General features: G+C 33.8%; 24 protein-coding genes. 2 read left to right on the top strand and 22 right to left on the bottom strand.

Annotated elements, in window-relative coordinates; genetic code table 11:
- Positions 1-84 precede the first annotated feature (84 nt).
- The 19 genes from rplK to CD035_RS06805 form a co-directional block, all read right to left on the bottom strand.
- Positions 85-507: a 50S ribosomal protein L11 gene (gene rplK / locus CD035_RS06715; protein WP_025904858.1), complete on the bottom strand. Its 423-nt coding sequence runs from the start codon at positions 505-507 to the stop codon at positions 85-87.
- A gap of 147 nt (positions 508-654) precedes the next feature.
- The gene (gene nusG / locus CD035_RS06720; protein ID WP_048541349.1) at positions 655-1,203 is read right to left on the bottom strand and encodes a transcription termination/antitermination protein NusG; all 549 of its coding nucleotides are present in this window, start codon (positions 1,201-1,203) and stop codon (positions 655-657) included.
- A gap of 14 nt (positions 1,204-1,217) precedes the next feature.
- On the bottom strand, positions 1,218-1,397 hold the full coding sequence (secE, locus tag CD035_RS06725; protein ID WP_025904856.1) for a preprotein translocase subunit SecE: 180 nt from the start codon (positions 1,395-1,397) through the stop codon (positions 1,218-1,220).
- A gap of 14 nt (positions 1,398-1,411) precedes the next feature.
- Positions 1,412-1,552 carry a 50S ribosomal protein L33 gene (rpmG, locus tag CD035_RS06730; protein WP_075577615.1) on the bottom strand — a complete coding sequence of 47 codons (141 nt, stop codon included), beginning with the start codon at positions 1,550-1,552 and terminating at the stop codon, positions 1,412-1,414.
- 50 nt (positions 1,553-1,602) lie between these two features.
- Positions 1,603-2,217, bottom strand: coding sequence for a sigma-70 family RNA polymerase sigma factor (locus tag CD035_RS06735; RefSeq protein WP_048541347.1), 615 nt, complete (start codon positions 2,215-2,217; stop codon positions 1,603-1,605).
- 78 nt (positions 2,218-2,295) lie between these two features.
- Positions 2,296-2,814, bottom strand: coding sequence for an NYN domain-containing protein (locus tag CD035_RS06740; protein WP_025904854.1), 519 nt, complete (start codon positions 2,812-2,814; stop codon positions 2,296-2,298).
- Positions 2,814-3,560 carry a 23S rRNA (guanosine(2251)-2'-O)-methyltransferase RlmB gene (gene rlmB / locus CD035_RS06745; protein WP_048541344.1) on the bottom strand — a complete coding sequence of 249 codons (747 nt, stop codon included), beginning with the start codon at positions 3,558-3,560 and terminating at the stop codon, positions 2,814-2,816. Before rlmB ends, CD035_RS06740 begins: the two co-directional genes overlap by 1 nt.
- Positions 3,553-3,942: a Mini-ribonuclease 3 gene (locus CD035_RS06750; protein ID WP_037589958.1), complete on the bottom strand. Its 390-nt coding sequence runs from the start codon at positions 3,940-3,942 to the stop codon at positions 3,553-3,555. Before CD035_RS06750 ends, rlmB begins: the two co-directional genes overlap by 8 nt.
- Positions 3,943-3,955: 13 nt before the next feature.
- Complete coding sequence (gene cysS, locus CD035_RS06755) at positions 3,956-5,359, bottom strand: cysteine--tRNA ligase (RefSeq protein ID WP_048541342.1); 1,404 nt, start codon at positions 5,357-5,359, stop codon at positions 3,956-3,958.
- Complete coding sequence (cysE, locus tag CD035_RS06760) at positions 5,343-5,984, bottom strand: serine O-acetyltransferase (protein WP_025904850.1); 642 nt, start codon at positions 5,982-5,984, stop codon at positions 5,343-5,345. Before cysE ends, cysS begins: the two co-directional genes overlap by 17 nt.
- Positions 5,985-6,238: 254 nt before the next feature.
- Complete coding sequence (gene gltX, locus CD035_RS06765; RefSeq protein ID WP_048541341.1) at positions 6,239-7,693, bottom strand: glutamate--tRNA ligase; 1,455 nt, start codon at positions 7,691-7,693, stop codon at positions 6,239-6,241.
- A gap of 15 nt (positions 7,694-7,708) precedes the next feature.
- Positions 7,709-8,188 (bottom strand): 2-C-methyl-D-erythritol 2,4-cyclodiphosphate synthase, encoded by a 480-nt coding sequence (gene ispF, locus CD035_RS06770; protein ID WP_048541339.1) that lies wholly within the window; start codon positions 8,186-8,188, stop codon positions 7,709-7,711.
- A complete protein-coding gene (gene ispD, locus CD035_RS06775; RefSeq protein WP_048541338.1) occupies positions 8,181-8,867 on the bottom strand; it encodes a 2-C-methyl-D-erythritol 4-phosphate cytidylyltransferase in 687 nt (228 codons plus the stop codon). The genes ispF and ispD overlap by 8 nt, the downstream gene beginning before the upstream one ends.
- Position 8,868: 1 nt before the next feature.
- Positions 8,869-9,927, bottom strand: a complete 1,059-nt coding sequence (locus CD035_RS06780; protein WP_048541336.1) for a PIN/TRAM domain-containing protein — start codon at positions 9,925-9,927, stop codon at positions 8,869-8,871.
- 22 nt (positions 9,928-9,949) lie between these two features.
- The gene (gene radA / locus CD035_RS06785) at positions 9,950-11,320 is read right to left on the bottom strand and encodes a DNA repair protein RadA (protein ID WP_025904845.1); all 1,371 of its coding nucleotides are present in this window, start codon (positions 11,318-11,320) and stop codon (positions 9,950-9,952) included.
- Positions 11,321-11,475: 155 nt separating this feature from the next.
- Positions 11,476-13,938: an ATP-dependent Clp protease ATP-binding subunit gene (locus CD035_RS06790; RefSeq protein ID WP_025904844.1), complete on the bottom strand. Its 2,463-nt coding sequence runs from the start codon at positions 13,936-13,938 to the stop codon at positions 11,476-11,478.
- 16 nt (positions 13,939-13,954) lie between these two features.
- Positions 13,955-14,962: a protein arginine kinase gene (locus CD035_RS06795; protein ID WP_048541334.1), complete on the bottom strand. Its 1,008-nt coding sequence runs from the start codon at positions 14,960-14,962 to the stop codon at positions 13,955-13,957.
- A complete protein-coding gene (locus CD035_RS06800) occupies positions 14,963-15,499 on the bottom strand; it encodes a UvrB/UvrC motif-containing protein (RefSeq protein WP_048541333.1) in 537 nt (178 codons plus the stop codon).
- Positions 15,500-15,513: 14 nt separating this feature from the next.
- On the bottom strand, positions 15,514-15,975 hold the full coding sequence (locus tag CD035_RS06805; protein ID WP_025904841.1) for a CtsR family transcriptional regulator: 462 nt from the start codon (positions 15,973-15,975) through the stop codon (positions 15,514-15,516).
- A gap of 175 nt (positions 15,976-16,150) precedes the next feature.
- Between CD035_RS06805 and CD035_RS06810 the strand changes: the two genes are divergently transcribed.
- On the top strand, positions 16,151-17,371 hold the full coding sequence (locus tag CD035_RS06810; RefSeq protein WP_025904840.1) for a NupC/NupG family nucleoside CNT transporter: 1,221 nt from the start codon (positions 16,151-16,153) through the stop codon (positions 17,369-17,371).
- A 55-nt stretch (positions 17,372-17,426) separates the two neighbouring features.
- On the opposite strand, the gene pdxT is transcribed toward CD035_RS06810, so the two are convergent.
- Both pdxT and pdxS read right to left on the bottom strand, forming a co-directional pair.
- Positions 17,427-18,002, bottom strand: a complete 576-nt coding sequence (pdxT, locus tag CD035_RS06815; RefSeq protein ID WP_048541331.1) for a pyridoxal 5'-phosphate synthase glutaminase subunit PdxT — start codon at positions 18,000-18,002, stop codon at positions 17,427-17,429.
- Position 18,003: 1 nt separating this feature from the next.
- The gene (gene pdxS / locus CD035_RS06820) at positions 18,004-18,891 is read right to left on the bottom strand and encodes a pyridoxal 5'-phosphate synthase lyase subunit PdxS (protein WP_048541329.1); all 888 of its coding nucleotides are present in this window, start codon (positions 18,889-18,891) and stop codon (positions 18,004-18,006) included.
- A 111-nt stretch (positions 18,892-19,002) separates the two neighbouring features.
- On the opposite strand from pdxS, the gene pdxR reads away from it, so the two are divergent.
- Positions 19,003-20,391, top strand: coding sequence for a MocR-like pyridoxine biosynthesis transcription factor PdxR (gene pdxR, locus CD035_RS06825; RefSeq protein ID WP_048541327.1), 1,389 nt, complete (start codon positions 19,003-19,005; stop codon positions 20,389-20,391).
- A gap of 27 nt (positions 20,392-20,418) precedes the next feature.
- On the opposite strand, the gene CD035_RS06830 is transcribed toward pdxR, so the two are convergent.
- Positions 20,419-22,302 carry an FUSC family protein gene (locus CD035_RS06830; protein ID WP_103354203.1) on the bottom strand — a complete coding sequence of 628 codons (1,884 nt, stop codon included), beginning with the start codon at positions 22,300-22,302 and terminating at the stop codon, positions 20,419-20,421.
- Between the last annotated feature and the right edge of the window lie 81 nt (positions 22,303-22,383).

The following is a 22,383-nucleotide window of genomic DNA, read 5'->3' on the forward strand; positions in this document are numbered from 1 at the left end:
AATGTTACCTCCCACGTGCATTATCATAAAGACAATGCAATAGCAGACAGCGAAATAGCCGCCTGCTTAAACTTTAAAACTCAATTATTCTACGACAATACCCATGCTGCGTGCAGTACCTTCAACGATACGCATAGCTGCTTCTTCAGATGCCGCGTTTAAGTCAGGCATTTTAGTGTTAGCAATTTCACGTACTTGGTCTTGAGTTACTGTAGCAACTTTAGTTTTGTTAGGTTCACCAGAACCTTTTTCTACTTTAGCTGCTTTTTTAAGTAATACTGCTGCAGGTGGTGTCTTAGTGATGAAAGTAAATGAACGATCTTCAAATACTGTAATTTCAACTGGAATGATTAAACCTGCTTGCTCTTGTGTACGAGCGTTGAATTCTTTACAGAATCCCATAATATTCACACCGGCTTGACCTAATGCAGGACCAACTGGTGGTGCTGGGTTTGCTTTACCTGCAGGAATTTGCAATTTAACAACTTTAACTACTTTTTTAGCCACGATGTGCACCTCCTTGATATCGTGATGTGGTCATGGGGTAATGATATTTTACCCTCCCACTCTTCATTTCGTGACGAAATGGTTGCGCATAGTCCGAGCGCGACCTTTAAATAATAACATTGAAATCATGAAATTTCAAGTGTTTTTTTACAACTTTTCAATTTGATCGAATTCAACTTCGACTGGTGTTTCTCTACCGAACATGTCAACAAGTACTGTTAATTTATACTTCTCAACATCGATTTCTTTGATTTCACCAACTTGGTTACTAAATGGTCCACTTGTTACGCGAACTTGTTCACCTAATTCAACTTCTACGTCGACTGTTTTTTCTGCCATACCCATTTGTTTAAGGATAAATTTCGCTTCATCTGGTAATAATGGATTTGGTTTAGATCCTGCACCAGCAGAACCAACGAAACCTGTAACACCAGGTGTATTTCTTACGACATACCATGATTCATCAGTCATAATTAACTCAACTAATACGTATCCAGGGAAAGTCTTCTTGATTTGTGTCTTCGTTTTACCATCTTTAATAGATGTTTCTTCCTCTTCTGGAATCACAACTCTAAAAATTTGTTCTTGCATGTTCATTGTATCAACACGCTTTTCTAGGTTTGTTTTGACTTTATTTTCATAACCTGAATAAGTGTGCACTGCATACCATCGTTTAGCGCCTATCTCTTCTGACATTTTGCCACTCCTTACTATCTAATCAAATTAATTAATTCTGTAATTCCTAAATCTAATGCATAGAAAAAGATTAAGAAAAAGATTACTGTACACACTACTATTGTTGTATATTTAACAAGTTCTTTGCCTGTTGGCCAACTTGTTTTCTGCATTTCTGATTTTACGCCTTGAAAGAAGTTTTCTTTTTTAGCCATTGATTTTCCTCCTTTTAGATGGATTCTTTATGCAATGTATGCGTATTACAAGTTTTACAAAACTTTTTTAGCTCTAATCGTTGATCTGTATCTTTTTTAGGGACTGTATAATTTCTAGCTCCGCATTTCTCGCAATTTAAAGGGACTTTTCTCATCTTATCACCTAATTCATTCTAATCCTAGATTAATATACAAAACAAAACACCTAATTGTCAAACAAAGCTGAAGTAATTTCAGCCTTGTTCAGTTTCTTTTTTAATCTGTATTGTGCGTTATATACATGTTTTACTGGTACATCTAGTTCATTTGATATTTCTTTTTTTGTTTTTCCTTGTACTGTTAATTTTAGAATGTCCGATTCAATAGGTGATAGCTTATTAGAATCCATCAAATAGGATAGCGAACATTCTGTTAACATTTGATCTTCAAAATCCTGGCCATGACCATCTCTAAGACATTCTATTAAATTAACCGAATCACTATTTGTTTCATCAATACTTAATGACGCTTTTAATATTTGATACTTTGTACTTTTAACTCTTCTTATATAATCAATTTTAGCATTTTTAATAATGACATTCACACAATGTATAAACGAATCATGCTTGTCACAATCAAATGTGAGTGCTTGCTTATACAACTTAAATCTTATAATTTGCGCGATGTCCTCTTTATCATTATAAGGTAGTCTCAATGTGCTTACCCGCTTCTGAATGTCACTTTCGAAAACATTTAATAATTGATTAAACGCTTCTTTGTCACCACGCTGAATATCAGCAATCCATTTTAACAACTGCTTGTCCATATTCAAATCATTCATCAAGCTCATCCCTTGTTATCGTTTTGAGCATATTTTACAGAGCGCATTGCTTATAAATCAAACTCCAAAAAATCATATTTATCGATTATTTCTTCTCCATTTTTCAAATTGCTGTAATACTTCATCTGGCAAGTTCAATCTATTTCTAGGTGTCTTAGTTTTAATTTCTGAGAGGTGCTTTGTCACAACAGATTCTTGATTTGCAATTGTTGACCACATTTCTCTAGATGAGATTCTATACGCACCAGAACCAAAAATAGCATGTTGTTCACTCATATCACTTGTGACTACTGTAATATGCGTAATATGCTTTCGATATAATTCATACGTTAATCTTTCGATATAACTATCTGCTGTTTCTTTTCCTTTCGTATAAACAACTTTCACACCGTGCTTAAATTCTACTGATTCAGTACCTTCTACACCATAAGCATCAAAAACAACAATCATTTCGCCATCATGTTGGGTATTATAATTGATAAGTGTGATTAACAATTTATCTCTCGCTTCTTCTAAAGAAACTTGAGCAATGGAAGACAATTCGTTTGATTGTCCTATTAAGTTATAGCCATCAATAATTAAATAGATATCTTTCATTATGATTGTCCTATTGGATGCCTTTTTCTATATACTTCATACATAAGCAGACTCGCTGCAACAGAAGCATTTAAGCTATTAACGTGTCCAACCATTGGTAATTTAATATAAAAATCACACTTATCTTTCACTAGTCGACTCATACCTTCGCCTTCGCTGCCTATAACGATAACAAGTGGCATTCCAGCATCCATTTGTCTATAATCAGTCGCATTCTTTGCATCTGTACCCGCGACCCAATACCCTACTTCTTGAAGTCTTTCAATTGTTTGCGGTAAATTCGTCACACGAATAACTGGAACATGTTGAATGGCACCGGTTGAAGCTTTTGCTACTGTTGCATTTAACTGTACAGACCTTCTCTTCGGAATAATAATGCCATCAATACCTATTGCATCAGCTGTTCTCATAATAGAACCTAAATTATGGGGATCTTCTAAACCATCTAACATCAATAAACAAGGTACATGGTCAATATCTTTAGTTTCTGAAATGAAATCTTCTAATTCTTTATATGGATATGGCGCAATTTGAGCAGCGATACCTTGATGTGGAACATCTGTTAAATAGTCAATTTTTGATTTAGGTACAGTTTGGACGACTATTTTTTCAGATTTTGCAATTTTCAAAATTTCACCAATTTGTTTCTTGTTGATACCTTCTTGAATTAATACTTTATTAATCGTATGACCTGAAGTTATCGCTTCTTTGACCGCATGTCTACCAACTATAATCGATTCATCCATTGGCTCCCACCCTTTCTTCTGTTATTTCAATCATTTTATTAACGAGTTCTTCTAAGCGTTCTGTTTCATCTATTAAGAATAAATAACCAATGACCGCTTCAATCGCTGAACTTTTTCTATACGTTTGTATATCCGTATTCTTCGCTTTCGTATAACTTTTTGCGTTACGACCTCGTTGTATAATTTCTAATTCTTCTTCTGTAAAAAATTCATTTTCCATCAAAATATTAAGTGCATAAGCTTGTCCCTTTGCAGAAACATATTGTTTAGACAATTGATGTAATCGATTAGGTTTACCTTTTATTTTAAGGATAATATGCTTTCTGACATACGTATCTAATATCGAATCACCCATATAAGCTAAGGATAACGGATTTAACATTTTAATTGTTAATTTATCCACGTCTAAACCTCACACCTTGAGCTGTGTCTTCAAGAATAATATTTTGTTCTTTTAGTGCATCTCTAATTTCGTCCGCTCTCTGGAAGTTCTTAGCTTTTCTTGCTTCATTACGTTCTTCAATTAATGCTTCAATTTCTTCATCAAGTAATTCATTTTGTTGCTTACCTACTAATGGTACACCGAGAACTTCACTAAAGATTTCATACACTTCTTTGAAACGATTAATTGTTTTTGTAGAAGTTGTATTTTCAAGTAAATATTTATTAGCTAATTTATTCAAGTCATACCATGCAGTCATTGCATTAGCTGTATTGAAATCATCATCCATAGATGTTTCAAAGTCATTTAATATTTCATTAATACGTTCGATATGTTGTTCTGTTTCATCTTCTTCTAATACAGCATGTTGTGATCTATCAACTAATGATTGATAACTGTTTCTAATTCTTTCTAAACCTCTATTAGCTGCTTGTACAAGTTCTAAATCATAGTTTATTGGATTTCTATAGTGCGCACCTACCATAAAGAATCTTAATACATCAGGGTCAATTTCTTTTATGATGTCATGAACTAAAATAAAGTTACCTAATGATTTACTCATTTTTTCATTGTTAATATTTACAAAACCGTTGTGCATCCAATAATTCGCGAATGTCTTATCATTGTGTGCTTCTGATTGAGCAATTTCATTTTCGTGGTGAGGGAATTGTAAATCTGTTCCACCAGCATGGATATCAATCGTATCGCCTAAATGTACTTGTGCCATTACAGAACACTCGATGTGCCAACCTGGTCTACCTTCTCCCCATGGGCTATCCCACTTAATTTCACCTGGTTTAGCTTTTTTCCATAAAGTGAAGTCTAGTGCATCTTCTTTTTGTTCACCTGATTCTATTCTAGCGCCAACTTTTAAGTCATCTAATGATTGGTGGCTCAACTTACCGTAATCATCAAAACGTCTTGTACGATAATAAACGTCACCACCACTTTCATACGCATAGCCTTTTTCGACTAATACAGCTATAAAAGCAATAATATCATCCATGTGATCCATTACTCTTGGGTTCGCTGTTCCACGTTTACAATTTAAAGCACCTGTATCTTTGTAGAATGCTTCAATAAAACGATCCGCAATTTCCGGAACTGTTTCACCTAATTCATTTGCAGCTTTGATCAATTTGTCATCAACATCTGTAAAGTTAGATACATATTGTACATCGTAGCCACGGTATTCTAAATATCTTCTTACGACATCAAATGCTACTGTTGCTCTTGCATTACCAATATGAATGTAGTTGTACACTGTCGGTCCACATACATACATTTTTACTTTTCCTTCTTCGATAGGAATAAATTCTTCTTTTTGTCTTGTTAACGTATTATATAACGTAATCATCAACAATCTCTCCATTCTTCGTCTTTTCAAGTTGACGTTCTAATTCTTTTAATTGTTCATATATTGGGTCTGGTAAATTTGTATGATTAAAGTTCTTACCAATTTTCAAGCCATCTTGTTTAACAATTCTACCTGGAATACCAACTACTGTAGAATAATCTGGTACATCTTTGAGTACGACTGAGTTCGCGCCAATATTTACATTGTTGCCGACTTCAATATTACCTAATACTTTGGCACCAGCAGCTATCAGTACATTATCACCTATGTCTGGATGTCTTTTGCCTCGTTCTTTACCTGTCCCACCAAGTGTTACACCTTGGTAGATCGTTACATTATTGCCGATACGACATGTTTCACCTATTACAATACCCATGCCATGGTCGATGAATAGCCTCTTGCCGATTGTAGCACCTGGATGAATTTCAACTCCTGTGAAAAATCGTGCAATTTGGGATATAGATCTTGCTATAAAGTACATTTTTTTCTTAAAGAACCAATTAGCAATCAAATAACTCCATATAGCATGTAGTCCTGAGTAAGTCATAACGACTTCAAATGAAGATCTTGCTGCAGGGTCTTGATCGAATACCATTTGAATATCATCTTTGACTCGTTTAAACATTTAAATCCCCCCTCAGATAACAAAAAGGCTCCCCTAACAATAATTGCTAGAGGTGCCTTTTTGCACGGTTCCACTCTTTTTAGCATTTAAAAATGCTCACTCTTTTAAATATTAACATCATCATAGTTGTAATAAAGGTGCATTCGTTTAAGTAATGTGGCACATTTTCAGCAACCATGTACTCTCTAATTTCACATTAACTCATCTACTTGTCCTTCAAGTCATTTATATAATAATTTCTCGTTCTAAAAAAATCAAACAAAACGTTTTAATCTGTTAAGTACTTTATCTCGACCTAATAACGCAATTGTATTAGGTAATTCAGGGCCATGAGTTTGACCTGAAACAGCAACACGTATAGGCATAAATAATTGTTTACCTTTGATGCCTGTTTCTTTTTGTACAGCTTTAATTGATTTTTTAATTTCTGCTGGTTCAAATGGCTCTAAAGTTTCAAGTTGTTTAACAAGTTCAGCCATAACAGTTGGAACTTGTTCGCCATCTAAGACTTCTTGTGCTTCATCACTGAAATCAAGATGTTCTCTGAAGAATAACTCAGATAAAGGAACAATTTCTCCTGCATAACTCATTTGTTGTTGATATAAACCTACTAAGTCTCTTGCCCAAGATAATTCAGCTTCAGATGGACTTTCAGGTAATAGACCTGCTTTAACCATATGTGGAATTGTCATTTCAAAGACTGTTTCAGAATCTTTTTCTTTCATATATTGGTTATTAATCCATTCTAATTTTTTCTTATCAAAGAATGCTGGTGATTTAGAAAGACGTTTTTCATCGAAGATTTTAATAAATTCTTCTTTAGAGAAGATTTCTTCTTCGCCTTCAGGAGACCAGCCTAATAAACCAATAAAGTTAAAGATTGCTTCAGGTAAATAACCTAAATCTTTATATTGTTCTATAAACTGGAGAATTTGACCATCACGTTTACTTAATTTTTTACGCTCTTCATTAACGATTAATGTCATATGCGCAAACTGTGGAGGCTCAAATCCAAATGCTTCATAAATCATAAGTTGCTTAGGTGTGTTTGAAATATGATCATCACCACGAATAACGTGTGAAATTTCCATGTAGTAATCATCAATCGCAACTGCAAAGTTATAAGTTGGGATGCCATCTTTTTTAACGATTACCCAGTCACCGATACCATTCGAATCAAATGATACTTCACCTTTTACGATGTCATCGAATTTATATTCTTTATTTTGTGGCACTCTAAAGCGAATACTTGGTTGTCTACCTTCTGCTTCAAATGCTTCTTGTTCTTCTTTTGTTAAGTGTGCGTGTTTACCACCATAACGAGGCATTTCACCTCTTGCAATTTGCTCTTCGCGTTCTGCTTCTAATTCTTCTGAAGTCATATAACATTTATATGCTTTATCTTCAGCTAATAATTTTTCAATTAATGGCTTATAAATGTCGCCACGTTCAGATTGACGATATGGACCGTATCCTCCGTCTTTATTAACAGACTCATCCCAATCTAAACCTAACCATTCAAGGTTAGAAAATTGCGATGCTTCTCCATCTTCTAAATTTCTGGCTATATCTGTATCTTCAATACGTATAACAAAGTCCCCATTATAATGTTTCGCAAATAAATAGTTAAATAATGCGGTTCTTGCGTTACCGATGTGTAAGTAACCAGTCGGACTTGGCGCGTATCTTACTCTTACTTTGTTACTCATCGTCTCACTCCTGTTTTATTCTTTACTTGTTAATAATACCACAGCTTGTGCTTGTATGCCTTCTTCTCTTCCTAGAAATCCTAATTTTTCATTCGTTGTTGCTTTTACGTTTATATCTTCGATAGACACTTCTAATACTGAAGCAATTAGACTTCTCATTTGATCTATATAAGGTCTGAATTTAGGTTGTTCCGCTACAATTGTAGCATCTACATTCCCAAGTTTATATCCTTTTTTCAAAACTTGTTCATAAGCTTCTTTAAGCAATAACTTTGAATCTTCATCTTTAAAAGCTGGGTCTGTATCTGGGAATAGTTTCCCTATATCTCCTAGACTTGCAGCACCTAGAATAGCATCCGTAATTGCATGGAGCAACACATCTGCATCACTGTGACCTTTTAAACCATGTGTATGTTCAATCTCAAGACCACCAATGATCAATGGTCTTGTCGGATCAAATTCATGCACATCATAACCGTAACCTATTCTAAACATCGCAAATACCTCGCTTTTCTAGTATAGAATGTGCAATTATTAAATCTTCGTGGGTTGTAATTTTGATATTGTCGTAATCACCATTTGATATGTGTACTTTATACCCTGCTCTCTCTACTAACGAAGCATCATCCGTACCTAAGTAATTTTGTGCTTCTGCTTGTTCATAAGCTTTTAAGATAATGTCTCTTTTAAACGCTTGAGGTGTTTGAACTTGCCACATCGTTGAGCGATCGTAAGTGTGTTCAACAACACCATTTATAACTTGCTTTATTGTATCCTTAGCTTGAACTGCTAAAATCACAGCATCTTTTGTTAGGGCATCTTGATATAATTGGTCGATTTTTTCTTGTGTAATAAATGGTCTCGCACCATCATGAACCATCACAACTTCAGTATCAATCAATACTTTCAAGACTTCATTAATGCTATGTTGTCTTTCTTGACCACCTGGAATGATACCAGCAACTTTACTAAAATCTTTTAAATGTTCTTCCATTAATTCAACTTCGTCTGGATGCGCAGCAATAAAAATCTGTTCACATGAATCTATTTCTTGAAACACAGCAACAGTTTGACGAATAATTGTTTCACCATTAATTTCTAGAAATAATTTGTTAATTTCAGTTCCCATCCTTTTACCTTGTCCAGCTGCAGGAATGATTGTCGTAAACCCCAATTTATGACACCTTCTTCGCAAATATAATTCTACCAGATGAAGTTTGTAGCAAACTCATCACTTCAACAGGAATTGTCTTTCCTATATATTCTCGTCCTTTTTCAATGACAACCATTGTACCATCATCAAGATAACCAACACCTTGATCATCTTCTTTTCCTATTTTCGTAATTAATAAATCGAAAATATCCCCTTGGTGTAGTACTGGTTTAATCGCTTCAGATAAATCATTTACATTTAGAACTTTTATGCCTTGTACAGCACATACTTTATTCAAATTATAATCTGTTGTAATGATACTTGCTTGATATCGTTTAGCTAATTTGATTAAAAGCGCATCTACATCTTTATGTGTAGACGTTGGTTCAATGATTGAAATCGAGAAATCTGTTTTCTTCAATTCATTTAATATATCTAACCCACGTTGTCCTTTATCACGTTTAACACTGTCTTTCGCATCCGCGATGACTTGTAACTCTTCAATAACACCTTGAGGTACAAGGATTTCTCCATCTATAAAATGACACTTCACGACGTCTAATATTCTCCCGTCAATAATGGCACTTGTATCTAAAATTTTGGCGTATTTCGAAGTTGTTTGTCTCGTTAAAGAATTTGATATACTTTCTGGAAATAATCGTAATATTTCTTCTCGTTTTTGCAAACCAATCTGAAAGCCTAAATAACATAAAAAAGCAGCAATAATAATAGGTAAAATATGTTTCAGAACTGGTGCACCGATCATTTCTAATATAAACGAAACCATAACCGCGATCATTAAGCCTATCATGACACCAATAGTAGCGAAGAATATTTCAAGAATACTCCTTTTTAATAAGTATTTTTCTCCTTGATCAGCCATGTCTACAATTTTATCAATCAAAAACCCAAACAATAGGAAAATAACAACCGCACCTATAAGACCATCGATATATGGATTTGTGAGTACTTGTTCGGGTTGGATACTAAACGCATTAATCAGTTCTGGAATCACCATAATGCCTAGTGAGGAACCTATGACTAAATAACACAGTATGATTAGTCCTTTTAAAATTTTCATACGTTAACCTCCTAATGGTTAATTATGCATTAAAAGCAATTTTCAATGCTTCTCTTGTTGTTGATACGCCAATAACTTCTGTACCTTCCGGGAATTCTAAACCTTTAATATTATTTTTAGGTATGATAATACGTTTAAATCCTAATTTAGCCGCTTCTTGTACACGTTGATCAATTCTAGCAACCCTTCTTACTTCACCTGTTAAGCCAACCTCACCCACGAAACAATCATCACCTTTAGTAGGTTTATCTTGGAAACTTGAAGCTATCGCGATAACAATGCTTAAATCTACAGCGGGTTCACTTAATTTTACACCACCGGCAATTTTGATATATGCGTCTTGTTGTTGTAATAAGAAATTCTCTTTCTTCTCTAATACAGCCATCAATAAGCTTAATCTATTGTGATCAATACCTGTTGCCATTCTTCGTGGATTATGAAAAGTCGTTGGTGTTACTAAAGCTTGTACTTCAACTAAAATAGGTCTCGTACCTTCCATAGTTGCCACAATAGTCGAACCCGATACATGTTTCGTTCTTTCTTCTAAGAACATTTCAGACGGATTTTTAACTTCATTAAGACCCGTTTGCTTCATTTCAAAAATACCCATTTCATTTGTCGAACCAAAACGGTTTTTAACTGCTCTTAATATTCTGTATGCATGATGTGTATCGCCTTCAAAATATAATACTGTATCAACCATATGTTCTAACAAACGTGGCCCAGCAATTTGTCCATCTTTCGTTACATGTCCTACAATAAATGTAGCAATGTTCATTTGTTTTGCGATATGCATTAAATTTTGTGTACATTCTCTAACTTGAGAAACAGAACCTGGAGCAGAAGTAACTTCAGGGTGGAAGACAGTTTGAATGGAATCTATAACTAATACATCTGGTTTTTCTTTTTGAACCATACTATGTATAATCTCTAAATTCGTTTCAGCATAAACATTTAATTCTCCTGAATCTTCAACTAATCTTTCAGCTCTTAATTTCGTTTGTCTTACAGATTCTTCACCTGAAACATACAAGACATTTTTTTGTTGAGATAAAGCCGCACAAATTTGTAATAATAATGTGGATTTACCAATACCAGGGTCACCACCAATAAGTACAAGCGAACCTTCTACAACACCGCCACCTAATACACGATTAAATTCATTGATTTTAGTCTTAATTCTAGGTGTATCTTCTTCTTTAACGTCTTTTAATTTTTCTATTTTTTGTGCGGGTACATCTGACTTGAATGTATTTTTAGGACCTTTAGTTTCTTTATGTTCTATTGATTCTTCCATTTGGTTCCATGCACCACAATTAGGGCATTTCCCCATCCATTTTGGAGATTGATATCCGCAGGCTAAACACTCAAATATTACTTTCTTTTTGGCCATTCATGTTACCTCCGTATTAATTGAATAGTTATATTTTAAACTTGACTGACATTAAAAACAAATTAATATACTTTAAAATCAATATAAAAGCCCGCAAACTATTATGATAAATAGCTTGCGGACTTATTATAATATTAAATTAACATTGTTGATTTTTAAGCTTTTGAAGTTTCTTCTGCTTCTTTATCTTCTTTATGATCTGATAAATCAAATTTAAATTCATCATCTCTATAATCTACAATGACATCTTTACCTACTAAATCTTGTCCAGATAAGATTAATTCACTTAAATTATCTTCGACGTGTTTTTGAATAGCACGTGTTAATGGTCTTGCACCATATTCTGGATCGAATCCTTCATCAGCAATTTTTTCTTGTGCTGAATCTGAAAGCGTAATGTGAATACCTTGTTCTGATAATCGTTTCGTTAAGTTACCAGCCATTTTATTCACAATTTCTTTAAGATGTGTTTTTTCAAGTTTGTGGAAGACAATAATATCATCTACACGGTTTAAGAATTCTGGTCTAAATTGTTGTTTTAATTCATCCATCATAGTTTTTCTGATAGTTTCGTAATCCGGTCCACTTTCTTTAGCACCGAATCCAACAAATTTAGCATTTTGTAATTCTTGTGCACCAACGTTTGATGTCATGATAATAACAGTGTTTCTAAAGTCTACTTTACGACCTTTAGAATCTGTTAAGTGACCATCATCTAACACTTGTAACAAGATATTAAATACATCTGGATGTGCTTTTTCAATTTCGTCAAATAGGATAACTGAATATGGTTTACGTCTTACATTTTCAGTTAATTGTCCACCATCATCATGACCTACATAACCTGGAGGAGAACCTACTAAACGACTGACAGAGTGTTTCTCCATAAACTCACTCATGTCCACTCTTATCATTGCATCTTCTTCACCGAACATCGCATCAGCTAATGTACGTGCAAGTTCAGTTTTACCAACACCTGTTGGTCCTAAGAATATAAAGCTACCAATTGGTCTCTTAGGATCTTTAAGACCAGCACGAGCACGTCTTACCGCTTTAGAAATAGATTTAACTGCATCGTTTTGACCGATTACACGTTCATGTAAGATAGTTTCTAAGTTTAGTAATCGTTCTGACTCAGTTTCGTTTAATTTCGTAATTGGAATACCTGTCCAATTTGCGACAACGACTGCGATATCTTCAGCAGTTACACATGTGTTTTTCTCACCTTGAGCTTTTTTCCATTCGTTTTTAGTATCTTCTAATTGTTTTTCAAGTTTAGTTTGTTTATCTCTTAAATTAGCTGCATTTTCAAACTCTTGAGAATGTACGGCAGCATCTTTTTCTTTCTTAACTGTTTCTAATTCTGATTCAAGTTCTTTAAGACTTGGAGGTGTTGTATAGTTTCTAAGTCTTACTTTAGAACTTGCTTCATCGATTAAGTCGATTGCTTTATCAGGTAGGAATCTATCTGAAATGTAACGGTCACTCATATTAACTGCCGCTTCAATCGCTTCATCTGAAATATTAATACGGTGATGCGCTTCGTAACGATCTCTCAAACCTTTTAAAATCGCAATTGAATCTTCAGTATTTGGTTCATCAACTGTTACAGGTTGGAAACGACGTTCTAATGCTGCATCTTTTTCAATATATTTACGGTATTCATCTAATGTAGTTGCACCGATACATTGTAGTTCACCACGAGCCAATGCTGGTTTCAAGATGTTTGATGCATCGATAGCACCTTCTGCTCCACCCGCACCAATAAGTGTGTGTAACTCATCGATGAATAACACGATATTGCCTGCTTGATGAATTTCTTCCATTACTTTTTTAAGTCTTTCTTCAAATTCACCACGATATTTAGTACCTGCTACAACAGTACCCATGTCTAATGACATAACGCGTTTACCTTTTAATGTTTCTGGTACTTCGTTTTGTACGATTGCTTGTGCTAATCCTTCAACGATAGCCGTTTTACCAACACCTGGTTCACCGATTAATACTGGATTGTTTTTAGTTCTTCTACTTAACACTTCAATGACACGCGTAATTTCATCTGAACGACCAACTACTGGATCTAACGTACCATCTTGCGCAATGACTGTTAAGTCTCTTGCTAATCCATCTAAAGTTGGTGTTGCTTGATTTTTAGTCGTTTGAGCATTTTTTGAACCTTGCTCTGGACTGCCTAATGATTTAACGACTTGTGCTCTTGCTTTAGTGATATTCAAATCTAAATTGGCAAATACACGTGCTGCCACACCTTCGTTCTCACGAATTAATCCTAATAATAGATGTTCTGTTCCAACAAATGTATGGTTTAACTTTCTCGCTTCATCCATTGAAAGTTCAATCACTTTTTTAGCTCTTGGTGTGTAATGAATCGCACCAACTTGTTCTTGACCTTGGCCAATTAAATTTTCAACTTCTTTTGTTACTTTTTCTTCAGTAATACCAAAAGCATCTAGCACTTTAGCTGCTATGCCTTCAGGTTCTTTCATTAAACCTAATAATAAATGTTCCGTACCTATATTTGAATGATTCAATCTCATTGCTTCTTCTTGTGCATGCGCTAATACGCGTTGCGCACGTTCTGTTAATCTACCAAATAGCATAAACTAACCTCCTATTTTATATATGTTCTCTTAAAAAGGTTGCTCTTTGTTCATCTACAGATTGTTCCGAGTCATTACCTTCAAAGAATGGTGTTTGTATTGTAACCATTAAATTATCAAAATTAAAGTTATTACTCTCGATATGTCCTAAATCTATACCCAGTTTCATTTCACTTAACCTTAATGAAGCTTCTTCAACAGATATTAATTGTGCAGATTTCAATATACCTTTCGCACGATGAACCCTGTCTTTTGTTTCCATATGATTAAAACGATCAAGTCGTTGTCTAATTTGTTCTTCTTCACTAATGATTTGTTCAACAATTTGCGTTAAATCTTCAATGATTTCTTCTTCAGTCTTACCAAGTGTTAATTGATTGGATATTTGATACACATGACCAAGTGCGCCTGTACCTTCACCATAAATACCTCGAATAGTATATCCAAATCTATTAATAGCTTGTCCTATTCTCTTCATACGTTTCATAATGCTTAATCCTGGTAAGTGCAACATAACACTCGCTCTTAATCCTGTTCCAATGTTTGTTGGACAAGTCGTTAAAAATCCGTGTTGTTCATCATATGAAATTGTTAGATGTTTATCAAGCTCATCATCTAATTTAGATGCCGTTTCATACAACTCGTTTAGTACGAGGTTGTGACCCATAACTTGTATTCTAACATGATCTTCTTCGTTGATCATAACGCTTGTTGATTCATCATCATTTAATAATACTGCACCAAATTTCTGTTTTGTCAGTGCTGGGCTAATGAGATGCTTGAATACGAGTTTATTCTGTTCAAGTTCACTTAAATCTGATAACTTCGTCAATTTCAATTCTGATAATGCTTTACTCACTTTTTCTATTACTTTATTCCCTGTTTCGTCATCTTCTTCATATTTGAGCGGATGAACTTCGTCTTGAAGGTTACGTGCAAGTCTTATTCTAGAACTCATGACAATTGGCGTATCTTCTGTTTCTTTCATCCAATCGCTAATATGTTCATTCATATGCTCTTCCATTTACTCGACCTCACCTTCTGCTTTCAATGCTTTAATTTCATCTCTTAGAACAGCTGCATCTTCAAAGGCTTGCTCTTCAATTAAGCCTTGTAGTATTTTTTCTTTTTCAGCAATTTGTTGTTTGAGTTGTATTTTACTTCTTGAAGATACAGGTATTTTACCTGTATGCGCCCCACTGCCCGCTTGAACTCTTCTAATAATTTGCGGTACATCATCTTTAAAAGTTTCATAGCAGTCATGACAACCAAACTTACCAACTTTAGCAATATCTGTTAAAGTCATGCCACAAGTAGGACAGTGCTTTTCTTCTTGTGGTTGAACTTGTTTAAAGTTAATACCATGTTTACCTACTAAATATTGTAGAAATTGATTCACAACAAATTCTTGGTCAAGATTTTGATCACTCATTTGATCATCTTGGAAATAAAAATGTTCTGAAGCACAGTTTTTACATATCCATTGTTCAGTTTTATGTTTCTTACCTGTTGATGTTAATTGTATTGTTGCTTCTTCTTTACCACAAATTTCACAAAGCATACTGTCACTCCTTTTTAACTATAATGTATGACGGCAAGTATACGTTTCAATATATTTGCTCGAATAATATCTCTATATGGTATTTCTATTTGCAATGTATCTCTATGAAGCGTTTGAACAATCATTTTTTTCTCTCTATCTGTAATTAAGTCATTTTCATACAAACCATCCACAATTCTAAATGCATTTGCTTGTGAGATTTGATCACCTGTCAATTCAATTAGATGTCTAATGAATGCTGATTGACTATTCGTTTCAACTTTTGAAATACGAATGTAACCACCACCGCCTCTTTTACTTTCAATAGCGTATCCGTGCTCATTTGTAAATCTTGTTTTTATAACATAGTTTAATTGGGAAGGTACACAATCAAACTTTTCAGCAATATGTGCACGTTTAATTTCAACGACATCTCCTTGAGCCTCCTCTAGCAATTGCTTTAAGTATTGCTCAATGATATCCGACATGTTGTGCATTAATTCATCACCTCTTTTGACCTTCTTTGACTATATTATATGTTCTGTTGTTTATTATTTCAATTAATTTGTTTCTTTAAAAATTTTAAAAATTTTATACCGCTTTCAAAAGAAATAAGTTATCATATAAAGTAGGTTATGATTGAGTATAAACGAAGGGAAAGGTGTGTCAATTATGCATTATATTATCGGGATTATCGGTATCTTATTATTCCTATTTCTAGCATGGTTAGTAAGCTCTGATAAAATGCGTGTTAGATGGCAGTATATAGGATTAATGATCGTAATCCAGTTTATATTTGCTTTCTTATTATTAAAAACAACAGGTGGATTAACTATCATAGGTGGTATTTCAAGTGGTTTTGGCTACATCATAGCAAAAGCTATGGAAGGGATAAACTTCGTGTTTGCGGGTATTGCAAATATCGATCCTAAGACAGATAAGCCTGTTTCAGTTTATTTCCTTAACGTATTAATGCCAATTGTGTTTGTATCAGCACTTATCGGTATTTTACAATATCTTAAAATCTTACCTCTTATCATTAAATATTTAGGTTTAGTCATTTCTAAAGTTAATGGTATGGGTAAATTAGAATCATATAATGCGGTCGCATCTGCAATTTTAGGTCAATCAGAAGTGTTTATTTCTATCAAAAAACAACTTCCATTAATTCCTAAACATCGTATGTATACTTTAACAGCTTCAGCTATGTCTACAATATCTGCATCAATCGTTGGTGCATATTTTACGATGGTTGAACCGAGATACGTTGTAACAGCTATCGTATTAAACTTATTTGGTGGATTTATTATGGCATCCATTATTAATCCATATACAGTAGATCCAAAAGAAGACGACATCATGATTCAAGAATCGGAAGAAAAACAATCATTCTTCGAAATGTTAGGTGAATATATTTTAGATGGTTTCAAAGTTGCCGTTATCGTAGCAGCAATGTTAATCGGTTATGTTGCATTAATCGGACTATTAAATGGTGTTACGTCTAACATTTTAAGTTTCGTTTCTGGCGGTTCAGTATCATGGGACTTCCAAACATTAATCGGTTTTGTATTTGCACCATTTGCCTTCTTAACAGGGGTTCCTTGGGCAGATGCAGTACAATCAGGTAGTATTATGGCTACTAAAGTTCTTTCAAATGAATTTGTTGCGATGGGTATTTTACCTGATGCAGATATTTCAGAAAGAGCAAATGGTATCATTTCAGTATTCTTAGTTTCATTCGCAAACTTTGGTTCTATTGGTATCATCGCGGGTGCTGTTAAATCATTAAATGATAAACAAGGGGATAATGTCGCACGCTTCGGTATTAAATTATTATACGGTGCAACATTAGTATCATTCTTATCAGCTACAATCGCAGGATTTTTCTTATAATAAATAGAAGCAGTCTACAGAACAATAATCGTTCTGTAGACTGCTTTTTTGTTTGTTATACTTGTTCTGTTTGATATTGTTTTACGATTTCTTCAATGAAATACGCCATAATTTTGTAGTCTTCAGTAAGTTCCGGATGGAATGAAATACCTAAGTATTGATTTTGTCTTACAGCTACAATTCTATCTTCAACCTTAGATAATACCTCAACACCTTCATGAGCTGATTGTATATGAGGTGCACGTATAAATACTGCATTAACCGCTTCTTCAATACCTTTAACATTTAAATCTTGTTCAAAGCTATCTACTTGTCTACCAAATGAATTTCTCTCAACAACAACATTCAATTTATTTAAATGACTTTCTTGACCTACTACTTCTTTTGCTAAAAGTATCAACCCAGCACAAGTTCCATACATAGGTAATGAACTATTTCTAAGTGCTTCAGTAAAGCCGTATAAATCCATTAAACGACGCATAGTCGTTGATTCTCCACCAGGTAAGACTAAACCATCAATTTCATCTAATTGCTCTACATGCTTAATTGTAATACCTTCATGGCCAGCTTTTTCAATATGCTTAATATGTTCTCTTACAGCACCTTGTAAACCTAGGACACCTATCTTCATATTACCATCCACGCTCTTGCATACGTTCTTCTAATGATAATTGATTGATGTCTAAACCTTTCATAGCTGGTCCTAATTCTTTAGACAATTCAGCAATTAATTTATAATCTTGATAATGTGTAGTTGTTTGAACAATTGCCTTAGCAAATTTTTCTGGTGCTTCAGATTTAAAGATACCAGATCCAACGAATACACCATCAGCGCCTAATTCCATCATTAATGCAGCATCAGCTGGCGTTGCAACCCCACCTGCTGCAAAGTTTACAACTGGTAAACGACCTAAATCTTTAATTTCTTTCAATATTTCATATGGTGCACCAATATTTTTAGCTTCAGTCATAATTTCGTCGTCACTCATCACAACTAATTTACGCACTTCTGAGTTTACTTGTCTCATATGACGAACTGCTTCAACTATATTACCAGTTCCTGGTTCACCTTTCGTACGTAACATTGCAGCACCTTCGCCAATTCTACGTGCAGCCTCACCTAAATTACGGCAACCACAAACAAATGGCACTGTAAATTCATCTTTTTTCAAATGATATTCTTCATCAGCTGGTGTTAACACTTCTGACTCATCAATATAATCTACGCCCATTGATTCCAATACACGTGCTTCTGTGATATGACCAATTCTACCTTTAGCCATAACAGGAATAGATACAGCATTCATAACTTCTTCAACAATACGTGGGTCAGCCATTCTTGCTACCCCACCTGCTGCTCTAATATCAGATGGTACGCGTTCTAATGCCATTACAGCAACAGCACCTGCTTCTTCAGCTAATTTAGCTTGTTCGGCATTAACCACATCCATGATTACGCCACCTTTTTGCATTTCTGCCATACCTCTTTTAACTTTATCTGAACCAGTAATTTTTGACATCGAAAAACTTCCTCCTTTTAAATCGCTTACTAGTAGGTTATACTAAATTCTGAACTGGTAAAAGAGTCAGATTTATCAAATAATTAGTGGTCAGTTTTCGAGGTGAATATAATGGAAATGCTCATGTTCGACATCAATAGAAAGATTAATACGCCTATATACATACAATTATATGAAAATATTAAAAAAAATATTATTAACGACGTTATGAGATATAACGAGAAATTACCTTCAAAAAGGCAATTAAGTCATTATTTATCGGTTAGTCAAACAACGATAGAACACGCTTATCAACTACTTTGCGATGAAGGTTATATCTATAGTAAAAATCGTTCTGGCTTTTATATTAATGACATCGTTAATCTACCGGTAACCTATAAAACAAAAATCCCTGAATCCCACTACATAGAAGAACAAAAGTATCAATATAGCTTTAAACTAGGTGCAATAGACAAAACGCATTTCCCAAATGACCTTTTTAGAAAATACGCTAAAGAAGCATTTGATGAACAACAAATAGATTTATTAGATAGTGGCCATAAGCAAGGTGATTTTAATTTAAGAAAAGAAATCAGCTATTATGTCTTTCATAGTCGTGGCGTAAATTGTTCTCCAGATCAAATTGTCGTTGGGTCGTCAACAGAGCAGCTATTATCCATTATTACGGATATCATTTCAGAGTCTAAATATATGATAGAAGACCCTCTATATAAACAAGTGAGAGATTTATTAAAAAGAAAACATATCCCATTTGACTTTATTCCAGTTACGCAAAATGGGATTGATATAGAACAAATTATCAAGACGGATAGTGATGTTGTGTATATTACACCTAGTCATCAATTTCCAACTGGTGTCATTATGGACTTAAAACGACGAACACAACTCATTAAATGGGCTTCAGAACAAGACAATCGTTTTATTATTGAAGATGACTATGATTCAGAGTTTAGATATAGTGGAAGACCGATACCAGCACTACAAAGTTTAGATCATTCAGATAGCGTCATCTATGTCAGCACTTTCTCTAAATCTATTTCGCCTTCGTTGCGTGTAGCATATGCTGTACTTCCAAAAAATTTAATTGCTTTATATCACAAAAAGACAAACATAGAAGGTGGCACCGTTCCAAGACATACACAATATATGTTAGCTAGATTTATGAATGAAGGACATTTCGAAAGACATTTGAATCGCATGAGAAAAATTTATCGAACTAAAAGAGATATTATACTCGAACAACTAAAAAAATATCCTGAAACCTTTTCGATTTCAGGGGAATTAACGGGAATGCATTTTATATTAAATGTTCATAATGGTCTATCTTTAGAAGAATGTATAAGAAGAATTGAAGCATGCAATATCGATATTAAACCCCTCTCTCATTATCGCTTTAAACAAACTGACGAGAAACCCCACTTTGTTCTTGGATTTGGTGGAATTAATATTGAAGATGCTGAAGCACATATTAATAGTTTAATAGAATGTTTAACCAAATAAAAAAAGACTTCATTGCGAAGTCTTTTTTTATTTGGTATGACTTAAACTTTGTAATTTCATTAATTCATTTCTAATGCTTGTATATTCTTTTAATTCTGGTAAATCAATTTTTTCATAGTCTGCATTAAAGACCACTTTTTTACAAATATTCTCATATGTCGTTAAATAAAGTCCTAAGTTACGATCTGATAGCGTCGTAATCTTACCTTGTGCATAAGCTCTTTCTAACGTAAATGCTAATTGTTCAACTGTAAATATAATCGGATAAACATATTCAATCTTTTTAACTTTGTTATCCATTTCATTCAATGCAGCTTGGTACATTGCTTTTGTATTCATGATCTCAGTGTGTAAATCTGTGATAACTTTTGATTTTGCAATATTATGATGATACTTATTAGAAGAAAATATTGCATGAAACAAACTTGCTTGTAGTTTTAACGTATTATTAATCGTCTTAGGTAATTTTTTAGACGCTTGATTTCTTCCTACTATCAGTACACCAATTAAACCTATTACTGAACCTATTACTACATCAACAATTCTTGGCATCACTAAATATGTATCGAAATGTTGTGTGATTGCTGCTGACATTAAAAGAACATTAGGCGTGATAAATGTGACTGCAATTGTATAATTAAATGCGATTAATAACTCAGCTGTTCCCATCAAAATCGTCATTAATATGACAATAGTCCAAGTATTAGGCTCGAATGCTAAAATTAAAATTGCGACTAACATACCAGTAATTGTACCTACTGTTCTTTGCAGTGCTCTTTGTATTGTAGTTAGTGATGATGAACCTAATAATACAGAACAACAAGATATTGGTATCCAATAAGCTCTTTCAAACCCCATACCAAATGCAATGATAACTGAAGTAAATAATATAATTCCATATTGCATAGAAGACATTAAAACTAAAGAATCTCTTGATAAATTTTCTTTAATAATTCTGGAGTACATCGGTTTTCTATAAATAATTTGTTTATCAAATTGTAAATTCTTATCGTTAAGTATCATGACTGTATCATTAATTAATTCTGCTAATGACTTTATGTAAGAGCTCTCTCCATCATATTCAATCGGTACATAATGAGTCGATTCATTTTCTGCAATTCTAAGCTGAATATAAGTCAGTGCTTCACTTATTTCTTTTGGTAACACTTCATAACCTTGTGAAGATAATTCTAAACAAGCAGACCATATAGCTTCAGCACGTCCTTTTAACTGCAACATTCTATTATAACCATGCGTTTTATTCCAAAAAGCATTAGCTGTCGTCAAAGTATTTGTTGCATGATGTATCGCATTTAAAGTATTACTACGTGCATCATCAAATTTTTTCCCACTAAAATTCTCAGTTAAAAATGCTAAATTTTTATAAATATTTGATACACTTTCAGCTTCCGGCTTTTTATGATTAAACATTGCATCAACTATTACAACAATTGTACTAACAATACCACCACATAAAACAAGTAATCCTCTATTCAGGAAATCCTCAGGCATAATTGGCATAATAGAAGCTACACTATATGTAAGTACAAAGAATAAAGAAGAAGGTCCAGGTATCTGAAAAGCTTTTAAAACAAAATGACCTACCATCCCTATGAGCCCTAAAACTAATGCATATAAAAATGGAATGGTGATTGTAATCGTTCCTAACATGATACAAATACTTAATACTATAGACACAGTTATAACTTTTCTAATTCGTGAAGGATATGATCCATTAATAATATAGATATTACTAAATGATCCTAATAAAGCAGTTAGTCCTAGATCGAATCTTCCAAATAATACACTTCCAGCTAAAATAATAAAAACAATAATAGCTTGCATAAATGCTTTTTTAGTTGCAAGATTATTTTTATTCACTTTAAACATCACATCAAAATATTTTTTCATGTTATATCTCCTCTCACAATTTTCAAGCAAAAAAAAGAGACCTAACAGGTCTCGAGTGCGGCTCATCGCATCCATTTATAA

Origin of the sequence: Mammaliicoccus sciuri (assembly GCF_002901825.1) — a bacterium.
Taxonomy (GTDB): domain Bacteria; phylum Bacillota; class Bacilli; order Staphylococcales; family Staphylococcaceae; genus Mammaliicoccus; species Mammaliicoccus sciuri.

What these genes read in the sequence shown, in the direction of transcription:
- ispF (WP_048541339.1), bottom strand. Translation starts at nt 8,188, where the DNA reads ATGTTTAGAATAGGTTACGGTTATGATGTGCATGAATTTGATCCGACA.
- CD035_RS06810 (WP_025904840.1), top strand. Translation starts at nt 16,151, where the DNA reads ATGCATTATATTATCGGGATTATCGGTATCTTATTATTCCTATTTCTA.
- CD035_RS06750 (WP_037589958.1), bottom strand. Translation starts at nt 3,942, where the DNA reads ATGTTAAATCCGTTATCCTTAGCTTATATGGGTGATTCGATATTAGAT.
- CD035_RS06805 (WP_025904841.1), bottom strand. Translation starts at nt 15,975, where the DNA reads ATGCACAACATGTCGGATATCATTGAGCAATACTTAAAGCAATTGCTA.
- CD035_RS06795 (WP_048541334.1), bottom strand. Translation starts at nt 14,962, where the DNA reads ATGGAAGAGCATATGAATGAACATATTAGCGATTGGATGAAAGAAACA.
- gltX (WP_048541341.1), bottom strand. Translation starts at nt 7,693, where the DNA reads ATGAGTAACAAAGTAAGAGTAAGATACGCGCCAAGTCCGACTGGTTAC.
- CD035_RS06780 (WP_048541336.1), bottom strand. Translation starts at nt 9,927, where the DNA reads ATGAAAATTTTAAAAGGACTAATCATACTGTGTTATTTAGTCATAGGT.
- rpmG (WP_075577615.1), bottom strand. Translation starts at nt 1,552, where the DNA reads ATGAGAAAAGTCCCTTTAAATTGCGAGAAATGCGGAGCTAGAAATTAT.
- pdxT (WP_048541331.1), bottom strand. Translation starts at nt 18,002, where the DNA reads ATGAAGATAGGTGTCCTAGGTTTACAAGGTGCTGTAAGAGAACATATT.
- pdxR (WP_048541327.1), top strand. Translation starts at nt 19,003, where the DNA reads ATGGAAATGCTCATGTTCGACATCAATAGAAAGATTAATACGCCTATA.
- CD035_RS06790 (WP_025904844.1), bottom strand. Translation starts at nt 13,938, where the DNA reads ATGCTATTTGGTAGATTAACAGAACGTGCGCAACGCGTATTAGCGCAT.
- nusG (WP_048541349.1), bottom strand. Translation starts at nt 1,203, where the DNA reads ATGTCAGAAGAGATAGGCGCTAAACGATGGTATGCAGTGCACACTTAT.
- rlmB (WP_048541344.1), bottom strand. Translation starts at nt 3,560, where the DNA reads ATGGATGAATCGATTATAGTTGGTAGACATGCGGTCAAAGAAGCGATA.
- CD035_RS06830 (WP_103354203.1), bottom strand. Translation starts at nt 22,302, where the DNA reads ATGAAAAAATATTTTGATGTGATGTTTAAAGTGAATAAAAATAATCTT.
- pdxS (WP_048541329.1), bottom strand. Translation starts at nt 18,891, where the DNA reads ATGTCAAAAATTACTGGTTCAGATAAAGTTAAAAGAGGTATGGCAGAA.
- CD035_RS06735 (WP_048541347.1), bottom strand. Translation starts at nt 2,217, where the DNA reads ATGAATGATTTGAATATGGACAAGCAGTTGTTAAAATGGATTGCTGAT.
- radA (WP_025904845.1), bottom strand. Translation starts at nt 11,320, where the DNA reads ATGGCCAAAAAGAAAGTAATATTTGAGTGTTTAGCCTGCGGATATCAA.
- CD035_RS06800 (WP_048541333.1), bottom strand. Translation starts at nt 15,499, where the DNA reads ATGCTTTGTGAAATTTGTGGTAAAGAAGAAGCAACAATACAATTAACA.
- cysS (WP_048541342.1), bottom strand. Translation starts at nt 5,359, where the DNA reads ATGATTACGTTATATAATACGTTAACAAGACAAAAAGAAGAATTTATT.
- cysE (WP_025904850.1), bottom strand. Translation starts at nt 5,984, where the DNA reads ATGTTTAAACGAGTCAAAGATGATATTCAAATGGTATTCGATCAAGAC.
- secE (WP_025904856.1), bottom strand. Translation starts at nt 1,397, where the DNA reads ATGGCTAAAAAAGAAAACTTCTTTCAAGGCGTAAAATCAGAAATGCAG.
- CD035_RS06740 (WP_025904854.1), bottom strand. Translation starts at nt 2,814, where the DNA reads ATGAAAGATATCTATTTAATTATTGATGGCTATAACTTAATAGGACAA.